General features: G+C 41.5%; 16 protein-coding genes. 11 read left to right on the top strand and 5 right to left on the bottom strand.

Annotated elements, in window-relative coordinates:
* The 6 genes from fabF to ORH16_RS11185 all read left to right on the top strand — a co-directional run bounded on the left by fabF (position 1) and on the right by ORH16_RS11185 (position 5,333).
* Positions 1 to 1,236, top strand: coding sequence for a beta-ketoacyl-ACP synthase II (fabF, locus tag ORH16_RS11160; RefSeq protein WP_265458921.1), 1,236 nt, complete (start codon positions 1 to 3; stop codon positions 1,234 to 1,236).
* A gap of 116 nt (positions 1,237 to 1,352) precedes the next feature.
* A complete protein-coding gene (accB, locus tag ORH16_RS11165) occupies positions 1,353 to 1,829 on the top strand; it encodes an acetyl-CoA carboxylase biotin carboxyl carrier protein (protein ID WP_265458922.1) in 477 nt (158 codons plus the stop codon).
* Between the two features lie 23 nt (positions 1,830 to 1,852).
* Positions 1,853 to 2,278 (top strand): 3-hydroxyacyl-ACP dehydratase FabZ, encoded by a 426-nt coding sequence (gene fabZ / locus ORH16_RS11170; protein WP_265458923.1) that lies wholly within the window; start codon positions 1,853 to 1,855, stop codon positions 2,276 to 2,278.
* 6 nt (positions 2,279 to 2,284) lie between these two features.
* Entirely contained in the window at positions 2,285 to 3,649 is a 1,365-nt protein-coding gene (locus ORH16_RS11175) for an acetyl-CoA carboxylase biotin carboxylase subunit (RefSeq protein ID WP_265458924.1), read from the top strand.
* 35 nt (positions 3,650 to 3,684) lie between these two features.
* Complete coding sequence (accD, locus tag ORH16_RS11180) at positions 3,685 to 4,548, top strand: acetyl-CoA carboxylase, carboxyltransferase subunit beta (RefSeq protein ID WP_265458925.1); 864 nt, start codon at positions 3,685 to 3,687, stop codon at positions 4,546 to 4,548.
* Positions 4,548 to 5,333: an acetyl-CoA carboxylase carboxyl transferase subunit alpha gene (locus ORH16_RS11185; protein ID WP_265458926.1), complete on the top strand. Its 786-nt coding sequence runs from the start codon at positions 4,548 to 4,550 to the stop codon at positions 5,331 to 5,333. The genes accD and ORH16_RS11185 overlap by 1 nt, the downstream gene beginning before the upstream one ends.
* 183 nt (positions 5,334 to 5,516) lie before the next feature.
* On the opposite strand, the gene ORH16_RS11190 is transcribed toward ORH16_RS11185, so the two are convergent.
* Positions 5,517 to 7,991, bottom strand: coding sequence for a transglycosylase domain-containing protein (locus ORH16_RS11190; RefSeq protein ID WP_265459227.1), 2,475 nt, complete (start codon positions 7,989 to 7,991; stop codon positions 5,517 to 5,519).
* Between the two features lie 445 nt (positions 7,992 to 8,436).
* On the opposite strand from ORH16_RS11190, the gene tyrS reads away from it, so the two are divergent.
* The 3 genes from tyrS (at position 8,437) to ORH16_RS11205 (ending at position 11,657) form a co-directional block, all read left to right on the top strand.
* Positions 8,437 to 9,699, top strand: a complete 1,263-nt coding sequence (gene tyrS, locus ORH16_RS11195; protein ID WP_265458927.1) for a tyrosine--tRNA ligase — start codon at positions 8,437 to 8,439, stop codon at positions 9,697 to 9,699.
* 98 nt (positions 9,700 to 9,797) lie between these two features.
* Positions 9,798 to 10,697 carry an AEC family transporter gene (locus ORH16_RS11200; RefSeq protein WP_322597302.1) on the top strand — a complete coding sequence of 300 codons (900 nt, stop codon included), beginning with the start codon at positions 9,798 to 9,800 and terminating at the stop codon, positions 10,695 to 10,697.
* A gap of 69 nt (positions 10,698 to 10,766) precedes the next feature.
* Positions 10,767 to 11,657, top strand: coding sequence for a deoxyribonuclease IV (locus ORH16_RS11205; protein ID WP_265458929.1), 891 nt, complete (start codon positions 10,767 to 10,769; stop codon positions 11,655 to 11,657).
* A gap of 66 nt (positions 11,658 to 11,723) precedes the next feature.
* On the opposite strand, the gene ORH16_RS11210 is transcribed toward ORH16_RS11205, so the two are convergent.
* A complete protein-coding gene (locus ORH16_RS11210; protein WP_265458930.1) occupies positions 11,724 to 13,001 on the bottom strand; it encodes an MFS transporter in 1,278 nt (425 codons plus the stop codon).
* A 332-nt stretch (positions 13,002 to 13,333) separates the two neighbouring features.
* Here ORH16_RS11210 and ORH16_RS11215 point away from each other — a divergent pair, with 332 nt between their 5' ends.
* Positions 13,334 to 13,684, top strand: coding sequence for a cyclophilin-like fold protein (locus ORH16_RS11215; RefSeq protein ID WP_265458931.1), 351 nt, complete (start codon positions 13,334 to 13,336; stop codon positions 13,682 to 13,684).
* 90 nt (positions 13,685 to 13,774) lie between these two features.
* On the opposite strand, the gene ORH16_RS11220 is transcribed toward ORH16_RS11215, so the two are convergent.
* Positions 13,775 to 13,966: a hypothetical protein gene (locus ORH16_RS11220; RefSeq protein ID WP_265458932.1), complete on the bottom strand. Its 192-nt coding sequence runs from the start codon at positions 13,964 to 13,966 to the stop codon at positions 13,775 to 13,777.
* A 21-nt stretch (positions 13,967 to 13,987) separates the two neighbouring features.
* A complete protein-coding gene (locus ORH16_RS11225) occupies positions 13,988 to 14,326 on the bottom strand; it encodes a GNAT family N-acetyltransferase (RefSeq protein WP_265458933.1) in 339 nt (112 codons plus the stop codon).
* Between the two features lie 349 nt (positions 14,327 to 14,675).
* Here ORH16_RS11225 and ORH16_RS11230 point away from each other — a divergent pair, with 349 nt between their 5' ends.
* The gene (locus tag ORH16_RS11230; protein ID WP_265458934.1) at positions 14,676 to 15,218 is read left to right on the top strand and encodes a helix-turn-helix domain-containing protein; all 543 of its coding nucleotides are present in this window, start codon (positions 14,676 to 14,678) and stop codon (positions 15,216 to 15,218) included.
* A gap of 54 nt (positions 15,219 to 15,272) precedes the next feature.
* Here the strand turns inward: ORH16_RS11230 and ORH16_RS11235 are convergent, their stop codons facing one another.
* The gene (locus ORH16_RS11235; protein ID WP_265458935.1) at positions 15,273 to 15,902 is read right to left on the bottom strand and encodes an NAD(P)-dependent oxidoreductase; all 630 of its coding nucleotides are present in this window, start codon (positions 15,900 to 15,902) and stop codon (positions 15,273 to 15,275) included.
* Positions 15,903 to 15,910 lie beyond the last annotated feature (8 nt).

The raw sequence follows: 15,910 nt of genomic DNA on the forward strand, positions 1-15,910 counted from the left end.
ATGACACGAGTAGTGATTACTGGTTACGGTGTCGCTTCGCCGATTGGCAACGATGCTGAAACCTTTAAAAATAATTTAAAAGCCGGTACTAACGGTATTGGTCCGATTACTAAATTTGATGCCAGCGAAACCGGCATTTCTTTGGCGGGGGAAGTCAAAGATTTTCCTTACGATAAACATTTTATTAAAAAAGATGCCAAACGGATGGACTGGTTTTCCTTATATGGAATCTATGCAGCTTTAGAAGCGATGGAAATGGCTAATTTGAAAGCCGAAGATACCGATGCAGACCGCTTCGGTGTCATGGTAGGTTCCGGTATCGGTGGACTGCCAACGATTCAAGATCAAGTCACTCGGATGAATGAAAAAGGCCCACAACGGGTTTCACCAATGTTCGTGCCGATGTCGATTGCCAACATGGCTGCCGGCAATATCGCTTTGAAAGTTGGCGCAAAGGGAATTTGTACAGCAATTGTCACGGCCTGTGCCAGTGGAACGCATTCGATCGGTGAAGCCTTTAGAAATATCAAACATGGCTATCAAGATGTTATGTTGGCTGGTGGTGCTGAAGCTTCAATTTGTGAAATCGGCATTGCCGGTTTTGCTGCTTTAACGGCTTTATCAACGGAAACAGACCCAGCAACTGGTTCTAGACCTTTTGATGCTCATCGCAGTGGTTTTGTGATGGGGGAAGGTGCTGGCGTATTCCTTTTAGAATCTTTAGAGCATGCTGAAAAACGTGGCGCCACTATTTTAGGTGAAGTTGTCGGTTATGGCGCAAACTGTGATGCGTATCATATGACTGCTCCGACACCGGATGGCTCAGGTGCTGCTAAGGCAATGAAGTTGGCAATGGCTGAAGCGGGGATTACTCCGGCTGAGGTTGGTTATATCAACGCTCATGGAACAAGCACGCCAACAAATGACGTAGCTGAATCTAAAGCTATTAAGCTAGCTTTAGGTGACGATTATGCAACACCATATGTTAGCTCAACTAAATCAATGACGGGTCACTTATTAGGTGCAGCTGGCGGAATTGAAGCAGCAGCGGCCTTAGTTGCTTTGCAGGAGCAATTTATTCCACCAACCATCAATGTAACTGAATTAGACCCAGACGTTGAAGTTAATGTAGTCATTAACGAAAGCAAACCAGCTGAGATTACTTATGCTTTAAGTAATTCACTTGGTTTTGGTGGTCACAATGCGGTTCTTTGCTTGAAGCGTTGGGAAGCTTAATTTATATTTTATTTTTTCCGGGTCTAAGGTGTCTAGTGCATTTTAGTTAGAAGTCTTTAGACCCGTTTTTTGCAATTATTTTTTGAAACTGTGTAGACAGTGAGGAGCAATTATTCATGAATATTAATGAAGTCAAAGATTTATTAAAAAGTTTTGACCAATCCAGCCTGACAGAGTTTGACTTAAAGGAAAGCTCTTTTGAATTATATATGAACAAAAATGACATGACCCGTGGCCAGCAAACAACTGTTGCTGTGACAGAAACACCGCTAGTGAGTTCACAACCGATACCCGCACCACCGGCAGCTGAGGTGATTGGTAGCAATGATGGACCGACAGAAATGTTCGTTGTGGAATCTGGTACCGAAATTGTTTCACCAATTGTTGGTGTCGTCTATCTTTCACCTTCACCAGATCAAGGGAACTTTAAAGCAGTCGGCGACACTGTAAAAAAAGGTGACATTATTTGTATCGTGGAAGCGATGAAGGTCATGAACGAAATCACTAGTGAAATTGACGGCGTGGTCGCTGAAATTCTAGTGGAAAATGAAGCCGTGGTAGAATTCGGCCAACCGTTATTCCGCATTCAATAAACTACTCAAAAAGGATAAAGCAAATGAAATTATCAATTGAAGAAATTAAAGAAATTATTCCCCATCGTTATCCAATGCTTTTGATTGATGGCGTGGAGGAGTTAGAAGAAGGCAAGCGAGTCGTTGCCAAGAAAAATGTCACCTTCAATGAACAGGTGTTTCAAGGACATTTTCCCGGTAATCCAGTAATGCCCGGCGTTTTAATTTTAGAAGCCTTAGCGCAGGCTGGAGCTGTTGCTTTATTGTCATTGCCAGATTTTAAAGGCAAAACCGCTTATTTTGGCGGTATCGACAAAGCTAAATTTCGTCAGAAAGTGGTGCCCGGCGACACCTTAATGTTAGAAGTTGAAATAATTAAAGTAAAAAAAGTAGCTGGCATCGGCAAAGGGATTGCCTATGTAAACGGCAAAAAAGTTGCCGAGGCTGAGTTAACTTTTATGATTGGATAGGTGTCTATGTTTACAAAAGTTCTAATCGCCAACCGAGGAGAAATTGCTGTGCGGATTATCCGTGCTTGTCGTGAGATGGGCATTGCGACGGTCGCTGTTTATTCAGAGGCGGACCGTGAAGCGCTTCACACCCAGTTAGCAGATGAAGCAATTTGTATTGGACCGGCCAAAGCGACCGATTCATATTTAAATATTCAACAGGTTTTAAGTGCTGCGATTGTAACAAACGCTCAGGCGATTCATCCCGGTTTTGGTTTTTTGTCGGAAAATAGCCGCTTCGCATCAATGTGTGAAGAATTAAATATTACCTTTATCGGACCAAAAGGCGCGACCATTGATGCAATGGGCAATAAGATTAATGCCCGCACGTTAATGCTAGAAGCCAATGTGCCAGTAATTCCCGGCAGTGATGGTGCTGTTGCCAATGTCGAAGAAGCTTTGAAAATTGCTGAAGAAATTGGTTATCCAGTGATGCTAAAAGCAGCAGCCGGTGGTGGTGGAAAAGGCATTCGTAAAGTTTTAACGGCTGAGGAATTGCCGCAGCATTTTCAATCCGCCAGTTCAGAAGCCTTAGCCGCTTTTGGCAATGGCGATATGTATTTGGAAAAAATTGTCTATCCGGCTCGTCACATCGAAGTCCAAATTTTAGGGGACGCCTTTGGCAATATCATTCATCTTGGTGAACGGGATTGCTCTTTGCAACGGAACAATCAAAAAGTTTTAGAAGAATCCCCTTCGGTTGTCATCGGCAAGCAAAAGCGTCAAGATTTAGGCGCAGCGGCGGTTCGAGCAGCGCAGGCAGTGAAGTATCAAAATGCTGGCACTATTGAATTTTTGATGGACGAAGCAGGCGATTTTTATTTTATGGAAATGAATACCCGCATCCAAGTGGAGCATCCGGTAACTGAAATGGTGACAGGTGTTGACTTGGTTAAAAAGCAAATTGAAATTGCGGCTGGGTTGCCCTTAGAATTGCAGCAGGCCGATATTTGTTTTAGCGGTCATGCGATTGAATGCCGCATCAATGCGGAAAATCCGGCCTTTAATTTTGCTCCTTCACCGGGAAAAATTAAAAATTTATTACTGCCAAGCGGCGGTATGGGACTGCGGGTGGACAGCGCTATGTATTCAGGTTATACTATTCCCCCGTATTACGATTCGATGATTGCAAAAGTGATTGTCCACGGTGAAAGCCGCTTTGAAGCCCTGATGAAGATGCAGCGGGCTTTAAGCGAGCTGGTGACAGAAGGTGTCGTCACGAATGCGGAGTTTCAATTAGACTTGATCAGCCATCCCCAAGTTTTAGCTGGTGATTATGATACAGCCTTTTTACAAGAAACCTTTTTACCAAACTGGTCACCAGAGGATTAAATTAATCTGGGCTGAAAAATGAAGGAGGCGTGAAATTGGCGCTGTTTAAAAAGAACAAAAATTATATTCGCATCAATCCCAATCGTCCCGGACAACCTAGCAGCAAGCCGGAGGTTCCCGATGATATGTTCGCCAAATGTCCTTCCTGTAAACGAACTATTTACACAAAGGATATCGGCACGGAAAAAATTTGTCCTTATTGCGGTTACAGTTTTAGGATTAATGCTTGGGAGCGTTTAGCCTTAACCGTTGACAGCAAAAGTTTTCGAGAATGGGATACGGAGGTCGAAACCAAAGATCCACTAGCTTTCCCAAACTATCTTAGTAAAATTGATCAGCTGCGGGAAAAAACTGATTTGCATGAAGCCGTGGTCACAGGAAAAGCCAAGATTAATGGGAATTCGGTGGCGATTGGTGTTATGGACGCCAATTTTATCATGGGCAGTATGGGTACCGTGGTCGGTGAAAAAATTACCCGTCTCTTTGAAAAAGCGTTGGCAGAAAAATTACCAGTCGTGATTTTCACAGCCTCTGGCGGCGCTCGGATGCAGGAGGGGATTTTTTCTTTGATGCAGATGGCGAAAATTTCTGCGGCGGTCAAACGCCACAGTAACGCTGGACTGTTATATATTACGGTCTTAACCGACCCAACGACGGGCGGTGTGACCGCAAGTTTTGCGATGGAAGGCGACATTATTTTAGCGGAGCCGCAAAGTCTGATTGGCTTTGCCGGTCGGCGAGTTATTGAGCAAACCATCAAACAAGAATTGCCAGAAGACTTTCAAAAAGCAGAATTTTTGTTGGCTCACGGTTTTGTCGATCAAATCGTACCGCGAACAGAATTAAAAGAGCGTTTAAGTGAGTTATTAATCATGCATACAATGGAGGGGTGGAACTAATGGCTTTAACTGCAAATGAAATTGTTCAATTAGCCAGAAAGCAGGACCGCCCCACCAGCTTAGATTATTTTGAAACGATTTTTGAGGACTTTCAAGAGTTTCATGGCGATCGTTTATTCGCAGACGATAGTGCGATTGTCGGTGGTGTCGCTAAATTAGCCGGCAAGCCGGTGACGGTGGTTGGCATTCAAAAGGGTAAGGATTTACAGGACAATATCAAGCGGAATTTTGGTGCTCCTAATCCGGAAGGTTACCGCAAAGCGTTGCGATTGATGAAACAAGCAGAGAAATTCAAACGACCGGTGATTACCTTAATCAATACAGCCGGGGCTTTTTGTGGCGTCGGTGCTGAAGAACGGGGCGAAGGGGAAGCTATCGCTAAAAATTTGATGGAAATGTCAGATTTAAAGGTTCCGATTATCGCCATCATTATCGGTGAAGGCGGCAGCGGTGGCGCCTTAGCATTAGGCGTTGCAGATGAGGTCTGGATGATGGAGCATAGCATATATGCCATTTTATCACCAGAAGGCTTTGCTTCCATCCTTTGGAAGGATGGCTCACGGGCGGCAGAAGCAGCTGAGTTGATGAAAATCACAGCCAATGAGCTACAGGAGATGGCTGTGATTGAACGGGTGATTCCAGAAACCTTTAACGGCGAAGCTTTGCCACAAGATAAAATTAACCGTTTGATGCAAAAGGCTTTAATTGAAAAATTGACAGAATTAAGTAAAAAGGATACAGAAACACTGTTGGCTGAACGTTATCAGCGTTTCCGTAATTTTTAAATTAGAAATATATATTAAAGAGGCTGTACAATTAGTTAAAACAGAGCCGAACTTTACGAACACTATCCAGTAAAAATCACTGGATAGTGTTCATTTGCGACAAGGGCCTACTGGACCACAGTTGCAAATATAATATAGTTCGGCTTTCATCTGTTAAAAACTAACCGTACAGCCTTTTTTTGCTTATTCGGTATTATTGCCCTCAGTAATTGTATTATCTGCCGGGGTTTCTTCTTCAGTATTATTGTCGTCAGCTTCGGTGTTATCATCGCTATCGGCATCATCGCTGTCGTTATCTGTGGTAGTTGAATTATTTGAGTTAGAACCACTACTTCTGGAGTCTGAGGATGAGGTTGTCGAACTAGCCGTGTGCTGCGCCCAATAACTTTGATAATTTTCCGTGGTGCCACCAATACCAAAATTGTAGCGGCTATTGGCAATAGTTGCTCCTGATGCCCACAGTGAGGTCACTAAGCTGCCAGGATCTGAATAACTTTTATTCTCATAGGTAAAGTTGCCTTTTCTTAAACCCGTCACATCTGACACTTGGACAGATTGAACATCAGAAGCTAAAGAAAATTTCTGATCAGCACCAAAGACGCCACTGTTGGTTTGATAGAGGCGATTGACCATATAAGCTAAAAAGTTACCGCTCCTAACGCCCGAGTAACCATAGAGGGCACTGTTATCATCTTTACCGGACCAATTGCCAATGGTAATCGCCGGTGTCTGCACAATTAACCAAGAATCGGTATTATCCTCTGTAGTCCCGGTTTTTCCGGCCCAATCAGCTTGCCCAATCGGCGAGTTTAACCCGGTTAAAATTCCTTTAAATGACGTCGTCTGAGCTGCTGTAATGACGCTTTCCATTAAATTATTCATAATGGAAGCGGCAGATTGACTATACACTTGAACAGGATCGGCTTGATGCTGATAAATCACATTGCCGGCGTTGTCGACAATGCTTTCCACTAAATAACCTTCTAAATAATTACCGCCGTTCGCTAATGTTTGATAAGAATTTACCATATCCAAAACGGTAACAATTGAAGTACCTAATGGAGCAGATTCCGTGTTCCAGTCGCCATTGTCAGGAAAATTCATTTTGGATAAATAATTTTCATAGACATAATTAGCGCCTAAAGTATCTTGGATTTCTTGGTAAGTATGATAGGCCGCCACATTATCTGAGGCCTGCAGTGCTGCCCGAGTCGAAAGAAAATTACCGACACCGGAAACTCCATTGGCATTTTGAATCACTTGGTCGTTGGTATCATACTTAACTTCATAGCTGGCAATTTTTGATTCGGTTCCAATCAATCCTTGATCGACGGCGGGACCATAGGCTAAGACCGGTTTGATTGTCGAACCCGGCTGCCGTTGAGTAGTTAAGGCATGATTATTTTGATTTGTTGAATAATCTAAGCTACCGAGAAAGGCTAAGATTTTTCCGGTGGTATTGTCCATCATAACGGTTCCCGTTTGAACTTCATTGCCGGAACCATCTTGGAGCATGTAGCCATAATCAATGGCTGCTTGTTGCATGGAGTCGTACAATGACTGGTCAATTGTCGAAGTAACGGTGTAGCCATTGTTTTCAATTTGTCTTTCGGCTCTAGTTAAATATTGATTCATATTAGTTGATTCTTGATAGTCTGTTTCGGACAAACCATCATTTAAAGCCAACTGTTCAGCTAAGACATTGATAGCCTCATCCATCACCGAATAGTAAAGAAAATCCCGGTCATCGGTTTCGGCAGTAGCCTGTGGTAAAAAGTCAGCAGCCAAATCATAGTTTTTGGCATCATTATAATCCGCTTCAGAAATCAGACCTTCTCGATACATTGCAAATAATACTTCGTCCTTACGCTCTAATCCGGCTGAATAATCTTCCTTCAAAGCGCCGCCTTGCGTGTAAGGACTGTAAACAATTGGGCTTTGAGGCAAGCCAGCAATAAAGGCGGCTTGGGCTAAGTTGACCTCAGCAGCACTGACACCAAAAATGCCTTCTGCGGCTTCTTGAACACCGGCAATATTTTGCCCCCGATTATTACGGCCAAAAGGAGAAACATTTAAATAGGTCGTGACGATTTCATCTTTGGTATAAAATTTTTCGGCCTGAGCCGCCAATAAAATTTCATTGGCTTTTCGGTCAAAGGTCGTTTCATCCGTTAAGACTTGCTGCTTAATCAATTGTTGCGTCAGAGTTGAACCACCAGAAGAACCTAAGCCGGTGACTTCAGAAATCAAAGCCCGCAAAACGGCTTTTGGCACAAAGCCGGAATGTTCATAAAAATTTTCATCCTCGACACTGACAATTGCATCTTTTAATAAGCTAGAAATTTCTTCTGATGAAACGGTTGTTCTTAATAAATCTGAACTGATGGTGGCAATTTGGCTGCCATCAGCATAGTTTAAATAAGATGTTTCCGTGATATTTCCAAAGGCCCGGTCAAAATCATCCCGTTCCATTAAACTGGTATCTGCTACTAGTGAGGCGAAATAACCAGCCCCGATTCCTGCTCCTAATGCGCCTAGAAACAAAAGAATGACAATCACAAAGACAAAAAGTGATTGGAAGATGCCTAGCGTCACATTTGTAATAAACCCAGCTTTTTTTTCAACTTTTTTGAGCTGTTGCTGTTGCTCATGATCCATTGGCAAAAGCTTTTCCCTCCTTGCAAAGACTTGAGAATTCCCGAAAAGTAAATAAAAGTCTTCATGGTATTATAGCAAAAATCAAAATAAATGAATAGGTTTGCGGACAAATAGGTCTATTCCAAAAAAAAATCGCATTTTCCCGCTAGATTCTAGACTTTCCCCTTTTATTTCGCAGCTATTTCAGTTAATATGAATAAGTATGTACAGCGTGGCTAAAATCTTTTGCAGTACCTTTTTTCAGACGGTTTCAGCGGTTTTTTAGAACTGTCTTGCAGATTTTATCGATTGTTGTTTGTTTTACGCTGAGGTATTGCAAGCTTCTAACGAAAAGAACTGGCTATTGAAGGCCACGGCAGGGTAGGATTTTTCAACTGAAAACAGCGGTAATAGCCACAAACTTTTACCAAAAATTAATAACTTAGCTAAACTAGGAGGAAATAACATGAGTTCAGGCTTTTTTGAAGAATTAAAGCTGCGGGGCTTGGTTCATCAAGTCACTGACGAAGACGCACTAACCAAACAATTAAACGAAGAGTCTGTCAAGCTGTATATCGGCTTTGATCCGACTGCTGATAGTTTGCATATCGGGCATCTATTGCCGATTTTAACTTTGCGTCGTTTCCAACAAAATGGTCATGTGCCGATTGCCTTAGTCGGCGGTGGTACTGGCATGATTGGCGACCCGTCATTTAAAGACCAAGAGCGTCAATTAAACACCTTAGATACTGTCAAAAATTGGTCAGCTAGTATTAAAGATCAGCTGTCACGTTTTATTGATTTTGAAGATCAGAAAAATCCAGCATTGGTGGCCAATAACTATGATTGGTTAGGGGAAATTAGTTTAATTGAATTTTTGCGGGATGTCGGTAAAAACTTTACGATTAATTACATGATGAGTAAAGAAAGTGTGAAGCGCCGGATTGAAACCGGGATTTCCTACACTGAATTTGCTTACCAATTGTTACAGGCCTATGATTTTCTAAAATTATACGAAACCCACGGCTGCCTGTTGCAATTAGGCGGCAGTGACCAATGGGGCAATATCACTTCGGGAATTGAATTATTGCGCCGGGAAAAAGAAGTCCAAGGTTTTGGCATGACCATGCCGTTAATCACCAAAGCAGACGGCACAAAATTTGGCAAAACAGAGGGCAATGCAGTGTGGCTTGATGCCGAGAAAACCTCCCCCTATGAATTTTATCAATTTTGGATTAACACCGATGATCGGGATGCCGTGAAATTTTTGAAATATTTCACTTTCTTGAGTTTGACGGAGATTGCCGCAATTGAAGCGGAGTTTACAGCTGCGCCAGAAGGCCGAGCTGCTCAAAAAGCTCTAGCTAAAGAGGTGACGAGTTTAGTTCACAGCCCAGCGGCCTACGAACAAGCGGTCCATATCTCGGAAGCTCTTTTCAGCGGAGATATCAAAGGATTAACAGCTGAAGAAATCAAACAAGGCTTTAAAGATGTGCCTAGCTATGAAGTGCAGACTGATGAGAGTTTGAACTTAGTTGATTTGTTGATTGCTTCTGGAATTGAAGCTTCTAAACGTCAAGCCAGAGAAGATATCCAAAACGGTGCGATTTACCTTAACGGTGAACGCCAAACTGATTTAGCTTATCAGCTAGCCGACAGCGATAAAATTTCCGGTCAATTCACTGTTGTTCGTCGAGGAAAGAAAAAATATTTCCTATTGAATTTTTAAAAAGCAGATGAGTGTCGCTTAAGAAGGAAAAAGGCTGGGAATTTTAACTCCCAGCTTTTTCTATTTTCTATTATATGGAGGAAAATATTTTGGCTGTTGTGTTAATGAACGCTTTTGCGTTGTTTACCATTATTATTTTTGGGTATCTATTAAAACGCTGGAATCTGTTAGCCAAACGAGACGGCGATATCATTTCAAAAATTATTATTAATTTAACGCTGCCGGCTGCGGTAATTACCAATATGTCGACTTTGGTGATTGAACAAGGGCTGTTGATTTTAGTTTTGATAGGTTTCTTGTTTAATGGGTTGATGGTCTTGATTGGCTATCTGACCACCCGCAAGCAACCGATAGAAGCAGAACGACGTTTTGTGATGTTCAGCAGTTCGGGTTATAATATTGGCAATTTTGCTCTGCCTTTTATTCAAAGCTTTTTGCCGGTGGCGGTCCCTTATCTGGCGATGTTTGATATCGGCAATAGCATTATGCTTTCTGGTGGGACGACAATCTTTATCGATCGACTAGAAAAAGTCAAAGATGATTTCTCTTTGTTGAAGATTTTAAAACGTCTATTTGCTTCTGTTCCTTTTACAACCTATGTTTTAATGTTACTGATTCGCTTACTGTCAATTAATTTACCGGCTTTTGTTTTATCCGTAACAGAAGTTGCTGGCAGTGCTAACACCTTTTTATCGATGCTGATGATTGGCTTGTATCTGGAGTTGGTCTTACCGAAAGCCTATCAAAAAATTGTCGTGAAGGTTTTAGCTACTCGTTATGGCGGTGGCATTGTGATGGCAATAATTATTTTTCTTTTGCCAATTCCCGCCATGATGAAAACTGTTTTGTGCCTGCTTTGTCTAGGTCCAGTGCCGACTTTCGGGGTAATTAATTCAGTAGCGGCTGGGATGAAGGCTGAGGCGGTTGGCTTTGCTTCTTCAATTAGTTTTCTAATCAGTTTTGCACTGATGACCGGCGCTTTAACTATTTTACTCTAGCAGACAAAAAAGTTGAGTTGCAGCAGGTTTTTGGTTAGTCTAAATGAAAACAGAAAAATGGAGGACAAGATGTTAATTGGATCACACGTAAGTATGAGCGGCAAAAAAATGCTCTTAGGGGCAGCTGAAGAAGCGGCTAGTTATGGTGCTAGCACCTTTATGATTTATACCGGAGCGCCACAAAATACCCGCCGGAAAGCAATCGATGAAATGAACATTCCCGCTGGCGAAGCCTTTATGGAAGAGCACAATCTTTCTAATATCGTGGTGCATGCTCCGTATATTATTAATTTAGGCAATACAATTAAGCCGGAAAATTTTGGTTTTGCAACAGAATTTTTGCGGGCTGAAATTGAACGGGCCGAAGCGTTAGGTGCCCGCCAAATTACTTTGCATCCAGGAGCCCATGTGGGTGCTGGTCCGGATGCGGCAATCCAGCAAATTGTTAAAGGTTTAAATGAAGTCTTGACGAAAAATCAAAAAGCTAAAATTGCTTTAGAAACGATGGCTGGTAAAGGGACTGAGGTCGGTCGCACCTTTGAAGAATTAGCACAAATTATTGACGGTGTGACATTAAATGAAAAATTATCCGTAACCTTTGATACTTGCCACACCAATGATGCCGGATATAATATCAAAGAAGACTTTGAGGGTGTATTAACAGAATTTGATAAGGTCATTGGCTTAGAGCGCCTGCAGGTTTTGCATATCAATGATTCAAAAAATCCTCAAGGCTCCCACAAAGATCGCCATGCCAATATCGGTTTTGGCACGATTGGCTTTGATGCACTGAATAAAATTGTCCACCATGAAAAATTTAGTGATGTTCCTAAAATTTTGGAAACGCCCTATGTCGGTGAGGACAAGAAAAATAAAAAAGCTCCTTATAAATTTGAAATTGAAAGTTTCAAAGAACAAACCTTTGATCCTGATTTATTAGAAAAAATCATGAATAGTTAATAAAAAAGACTGCTTTGTTATCGCCAACCTTAAAACTAAGGCCGGTTAACAAGAGCAGTTTTTTTTTTATTCAGTTGAATCCTTCAAGGAGGAATTTTCGGCCAATTTTTCCTGAAGTTGACGATCATAATTACGAGCAGCCGGGACCAGCCAAGTTGCGACACCACAGATGAGGGTGCCAAGCCCAGCAATCATAAACAGTTTTTCTACCCCTAAAAAATCCGCCAGCGGTCCGGCAAAAATTAAACCGACGGGTCCAGTTAAACTGATTAAAGAGTTTAAAACTCCTAAAATTCTTCCCAATTGCGCTGCTGGATGGCTTTGCTGAATCATTGCCATCAACATCGTGTTAAAAAATGGCGTGGCGATGCCAGCAAAAGCGTTTAATCCAACAAACCATAAAAAGCCCGTTTGGTTGCCTGGTAAAATACCGCCTAAACCAGTCGTGACACCAATTACGATATAAGAAATTAACACCGGCAGCATGCGATTTTTCCAATTTCCAAAAAAGCCAATTAGACTGCCGCCTAAGAGCATCCCCACCGAATAAATGACTTCCACTAAACCAGCTTGGCCAACAGTGCCATTAAAATATTGCATGGTCATCAGCGGGTACATGCTGGCAGCCGGCATATAGATTAGCGTGAAGGCCGCACCAATTAACGTGATGTACCACAGACCGCGATTGCTGATAAGTTTTTGAAAACCAAATTTAGTATCGGCTAAAAGCTGAATTTTTTCTCCCTGAGAGACAACTTTAGGAATCCGCACTAAAATCATCAAACTGACGCCGAAAACCGCACCCAATACATCCAACAAAATTAACAGATTTATCGGCACAACAGCATAGAGAAAAGCCCCTAAGGCAGGAGCGATAATAAAATTAGCAGATTGGACCATGCCTAATTGACCATTGACTTTGGTCAGCTGGTCTTCTGGAACCATCATGGGCAAAATGGATTGAATTGTCGGCATTTGAAACGTTTGAGCCACCGAGCGCATCAACAGAGAAACAAAGACCAACCACAAGGGAAAATGATTTGCCAAAGTACCGGTAATAGCCAAAATAACGGCAAAAATTGCCACAACAATATCGGTGAAGATTAGCAGACGTTTTTTATCCCAACGGTCAATTAGTGGGCCGACAAAAGGTGAGAGCAAAACCATCGGCAGCATACCTAGTAAGGTAGCCAAACTTAAAACTGTTGCCGAGCCGGTTTCTCGGGTCAAATACCAAATGATTGCATATTGGACAATCATACTGGTGATTCCAGAAAGAAATTGCCCGCTTAAAAAAATATAAAAATTTTTGCGCCAACCCTTTAAATCAAAATTAGTTTCCATAAATAACTCCTTAGGTGAATTAATTTAAGTTTAGCATAGCCAAAAGCCTTTAAGAAAGCTCTTTTAAAAAGAAGTATTGGCAACCTGTTATAAGTAAAGAATTTATGGATTGTTTAAAGATGGCTTGCTTTAAATAGAGTGAAACTTTTTAAAAGTTTTGTTTTTGACCATCCACTGCTTGAGGCCATACTCTTTTCACTGTTTCTCGAGAAAGTAGACTTGATATTCTTACTACACAAAATTTTTTATTCTTTTACGGCAAAATACTTGCCTTAGAGTTCACTTCAAGTTGTATTCTTAGTTTATAAAGAGTTTCAGGGAGGTTTGTAGCAATGGCACAAACAAATATTTATATCGGCAAGCAAAAGTTACCTTTAGAATTATTGGATAGTCAAAGTGTGGCTGAATTTATCGCCACAAGTCCGGCAACAATCTTTTTTGAAAAAGATTGCCAAGCACAATTTCGAGCTCAAGCCAATGCAATCTCTCAAAATGGTCGAGTGATTGAAGAGGTGAGCGCCGGTGATTTATGTTATGAACCAGCAAGTTTACGTTTATGGCTGTTTACCAAGAGTCAAAAGCTGCCTAAGGATCGGCTATTGATTAAATTAGGCACCACTCAACAAGGTTGGCGAGCAGTGGAGGAAGAGCCAGAGTTGCTGCTAAATAAAGTGATTGAATAAATAAGAAAAGACTTTAGCGTTGTACCGCCTCCCAAAAAATTTGTTTTTTGGGAGGCGGTATTTTTATGCTCTAGTCTTTTTTTGTACTCTTTAGCAAGCTATTTTTCCAGTCTCAGGCTGATTTTCTTCAGCAGAATCAGTTTGAGAACTAGCTTTTAATGCCTGGCGGTGGGAATCGTGTAAAACATTGGAGACAAATGCGCCATAATATTGGTTTTTTAATTCTAATTCAATTTTGATTTTTTCTTCTTCAAGTAAGTTTCTAGTTTTTCTTTCAGTCATAGTAGCTGCTCCTTTTTTTAGTTAGACGGCCTGCGTCAGGTAAGCCTTTTTTCCAAATAGAATTGGCCTATTGCCGCTATTGCGGTTAGTTAAGAAATCTTCAATGAAGCGAATTAGCCGTTGTTCGACAAATTTATTTTCAAAATCCGGAGTGACGGCAATTTCACGAATTCGTCCCATTGAATTGGTAAAAATCTGTAAAGAGGCGGTGCCGACAATTTGCTGTTGATATCTAGCGACAAAGGTGATGTACTTTTGTTCTTTCAAATAATTAATTTTATTGGGACTGGTTTGTTTTCTGAGGGAGACTGCTTCAAAAAAATCTTTGCTTAACGGTGTGGTTAATTGGATAGATAGCATCGTCTTCATCCTTTCTTGGCTGTTGATGTTTATAGTGTACAAGTTGGAGTGGACTCGAAGTCAATAGGAATGCTCAGAAAAATTTCATTTTATTTTCAGCAGGTTTTTATCTTTCTAAGTTTAATGGTAATTGCGATGTGGAGGGCATAGCAAAAGTTTGCTTCGGTTTGTTATACTGAAAATAAGAAAAAGCTTGGTAATTCAACAACTCAACCAGCAGTTAAGTGCAAAAATCAGGCACTCAACGACTGCTCAATTGCCAGGCGCACAACCCGGAGGTATTCTGAAGATGGAATTAGGCCTAAAAATTAAAACATTACGCAGCGCCAAAAAGCTGACGTAAAAACAATTGGCAGAAATTTTACATGTCACTGCTCAAGCTATTTCGAAATGGGAGAACAATAAAAGTTATCCTGATTTAGAAATGCTGTTGGCATTAAGTAATTATTTTCAAGTTTCGGTGGATGAACTCCTCGGTCAAAAACCGCCAACGATTTTGGAAAAGATTTTTGGCAAGAAGGGGAGACAGAAAATGGAAAAAACAACGAACACGACCCAGACACAGGAGCAGGCGAAACAGATAACAATTTTTGATATCAATGTTGATTTTACGCAGGACGGTTTGATGTACAGCCAATTTTTAGCCACTAAAATGCAAAACCTAAGTAATAAATCTGGGAAAAATTATCAGGTTACGGCCCATTCAGCTGCTACATTGAAAGCAGAAGGACCAAAGGCCGATCTTATTTTATTGATGCCGACTTATGGATACGCAAAGGAAAAAATTGAGGAGGATTTTCCAGAAACACCAGTCTTGGCTATTTCGAAAAAAGATTATGGTTTATTAAATGCAGAGGGCTTGTTAGCTGAAATCGAGCCACTATTGTCATAAAAAAAGCTTAGCTGACAGCCGCTAAAAGGACTGGAAGCTAAGCTTTTTTTTATTTTATTGGCTCACGACACTGATGTGCTCGTTTAAATGCTGCGGTTTTTCAATTTCATCCACCATGGCGATGGCATAATCCGCCATGCTGATTTCACTTTGTCCCTGACTGTTCATTTTCATGCGGTCATCACTCAGTTGATAGTGACCAGTCCGAGTTCCATTTGGATTGAAATAGGCTGCCGGCGAAACATAAGTCCAAGTTAAGTCATTCGCTTTTTTTAAATCGACAAGAGCTTCATACATATTGTAGGCAGTCGGATAAAAGGGTGCGCTAGGGTCTACGCCGTCAATCATGCGTTCGCTGCGGTCCTCATCAATAAATAATGAAGAGGTTCCGCCGATGACTAGCAGTCGCGTTTTGGTACCCGTTAAGATTTTTACTAGATGCTCAACGGAAGTTTTGTGGAGCTCTTCATGACCATTTGGGGCACGAAAGGCATCGACCACCACATCAAAGGGGGCCAAATCTTCCTGCGTTAAGGCAAATAAATCTTTTTTTAAATAAGGGACATCCAACTTTAAGCGTTCAGGGCTACGGACGATGGCCGTTACATCTAAATTGCGGCTGACGGCTTCCTTTAAAATTTCTGATCCGGCGTGACCAGTGGCACCGATTAAAGCTATTTTCATAATAATTC

This window comes from Enterococcus sp. HY326 (genome assembly GCF_026157065.1).
Classification (GTDB): Bacteria; Bacillota; Bacilli; order Lactobacillales; family Enterococcaceae; genus HY326.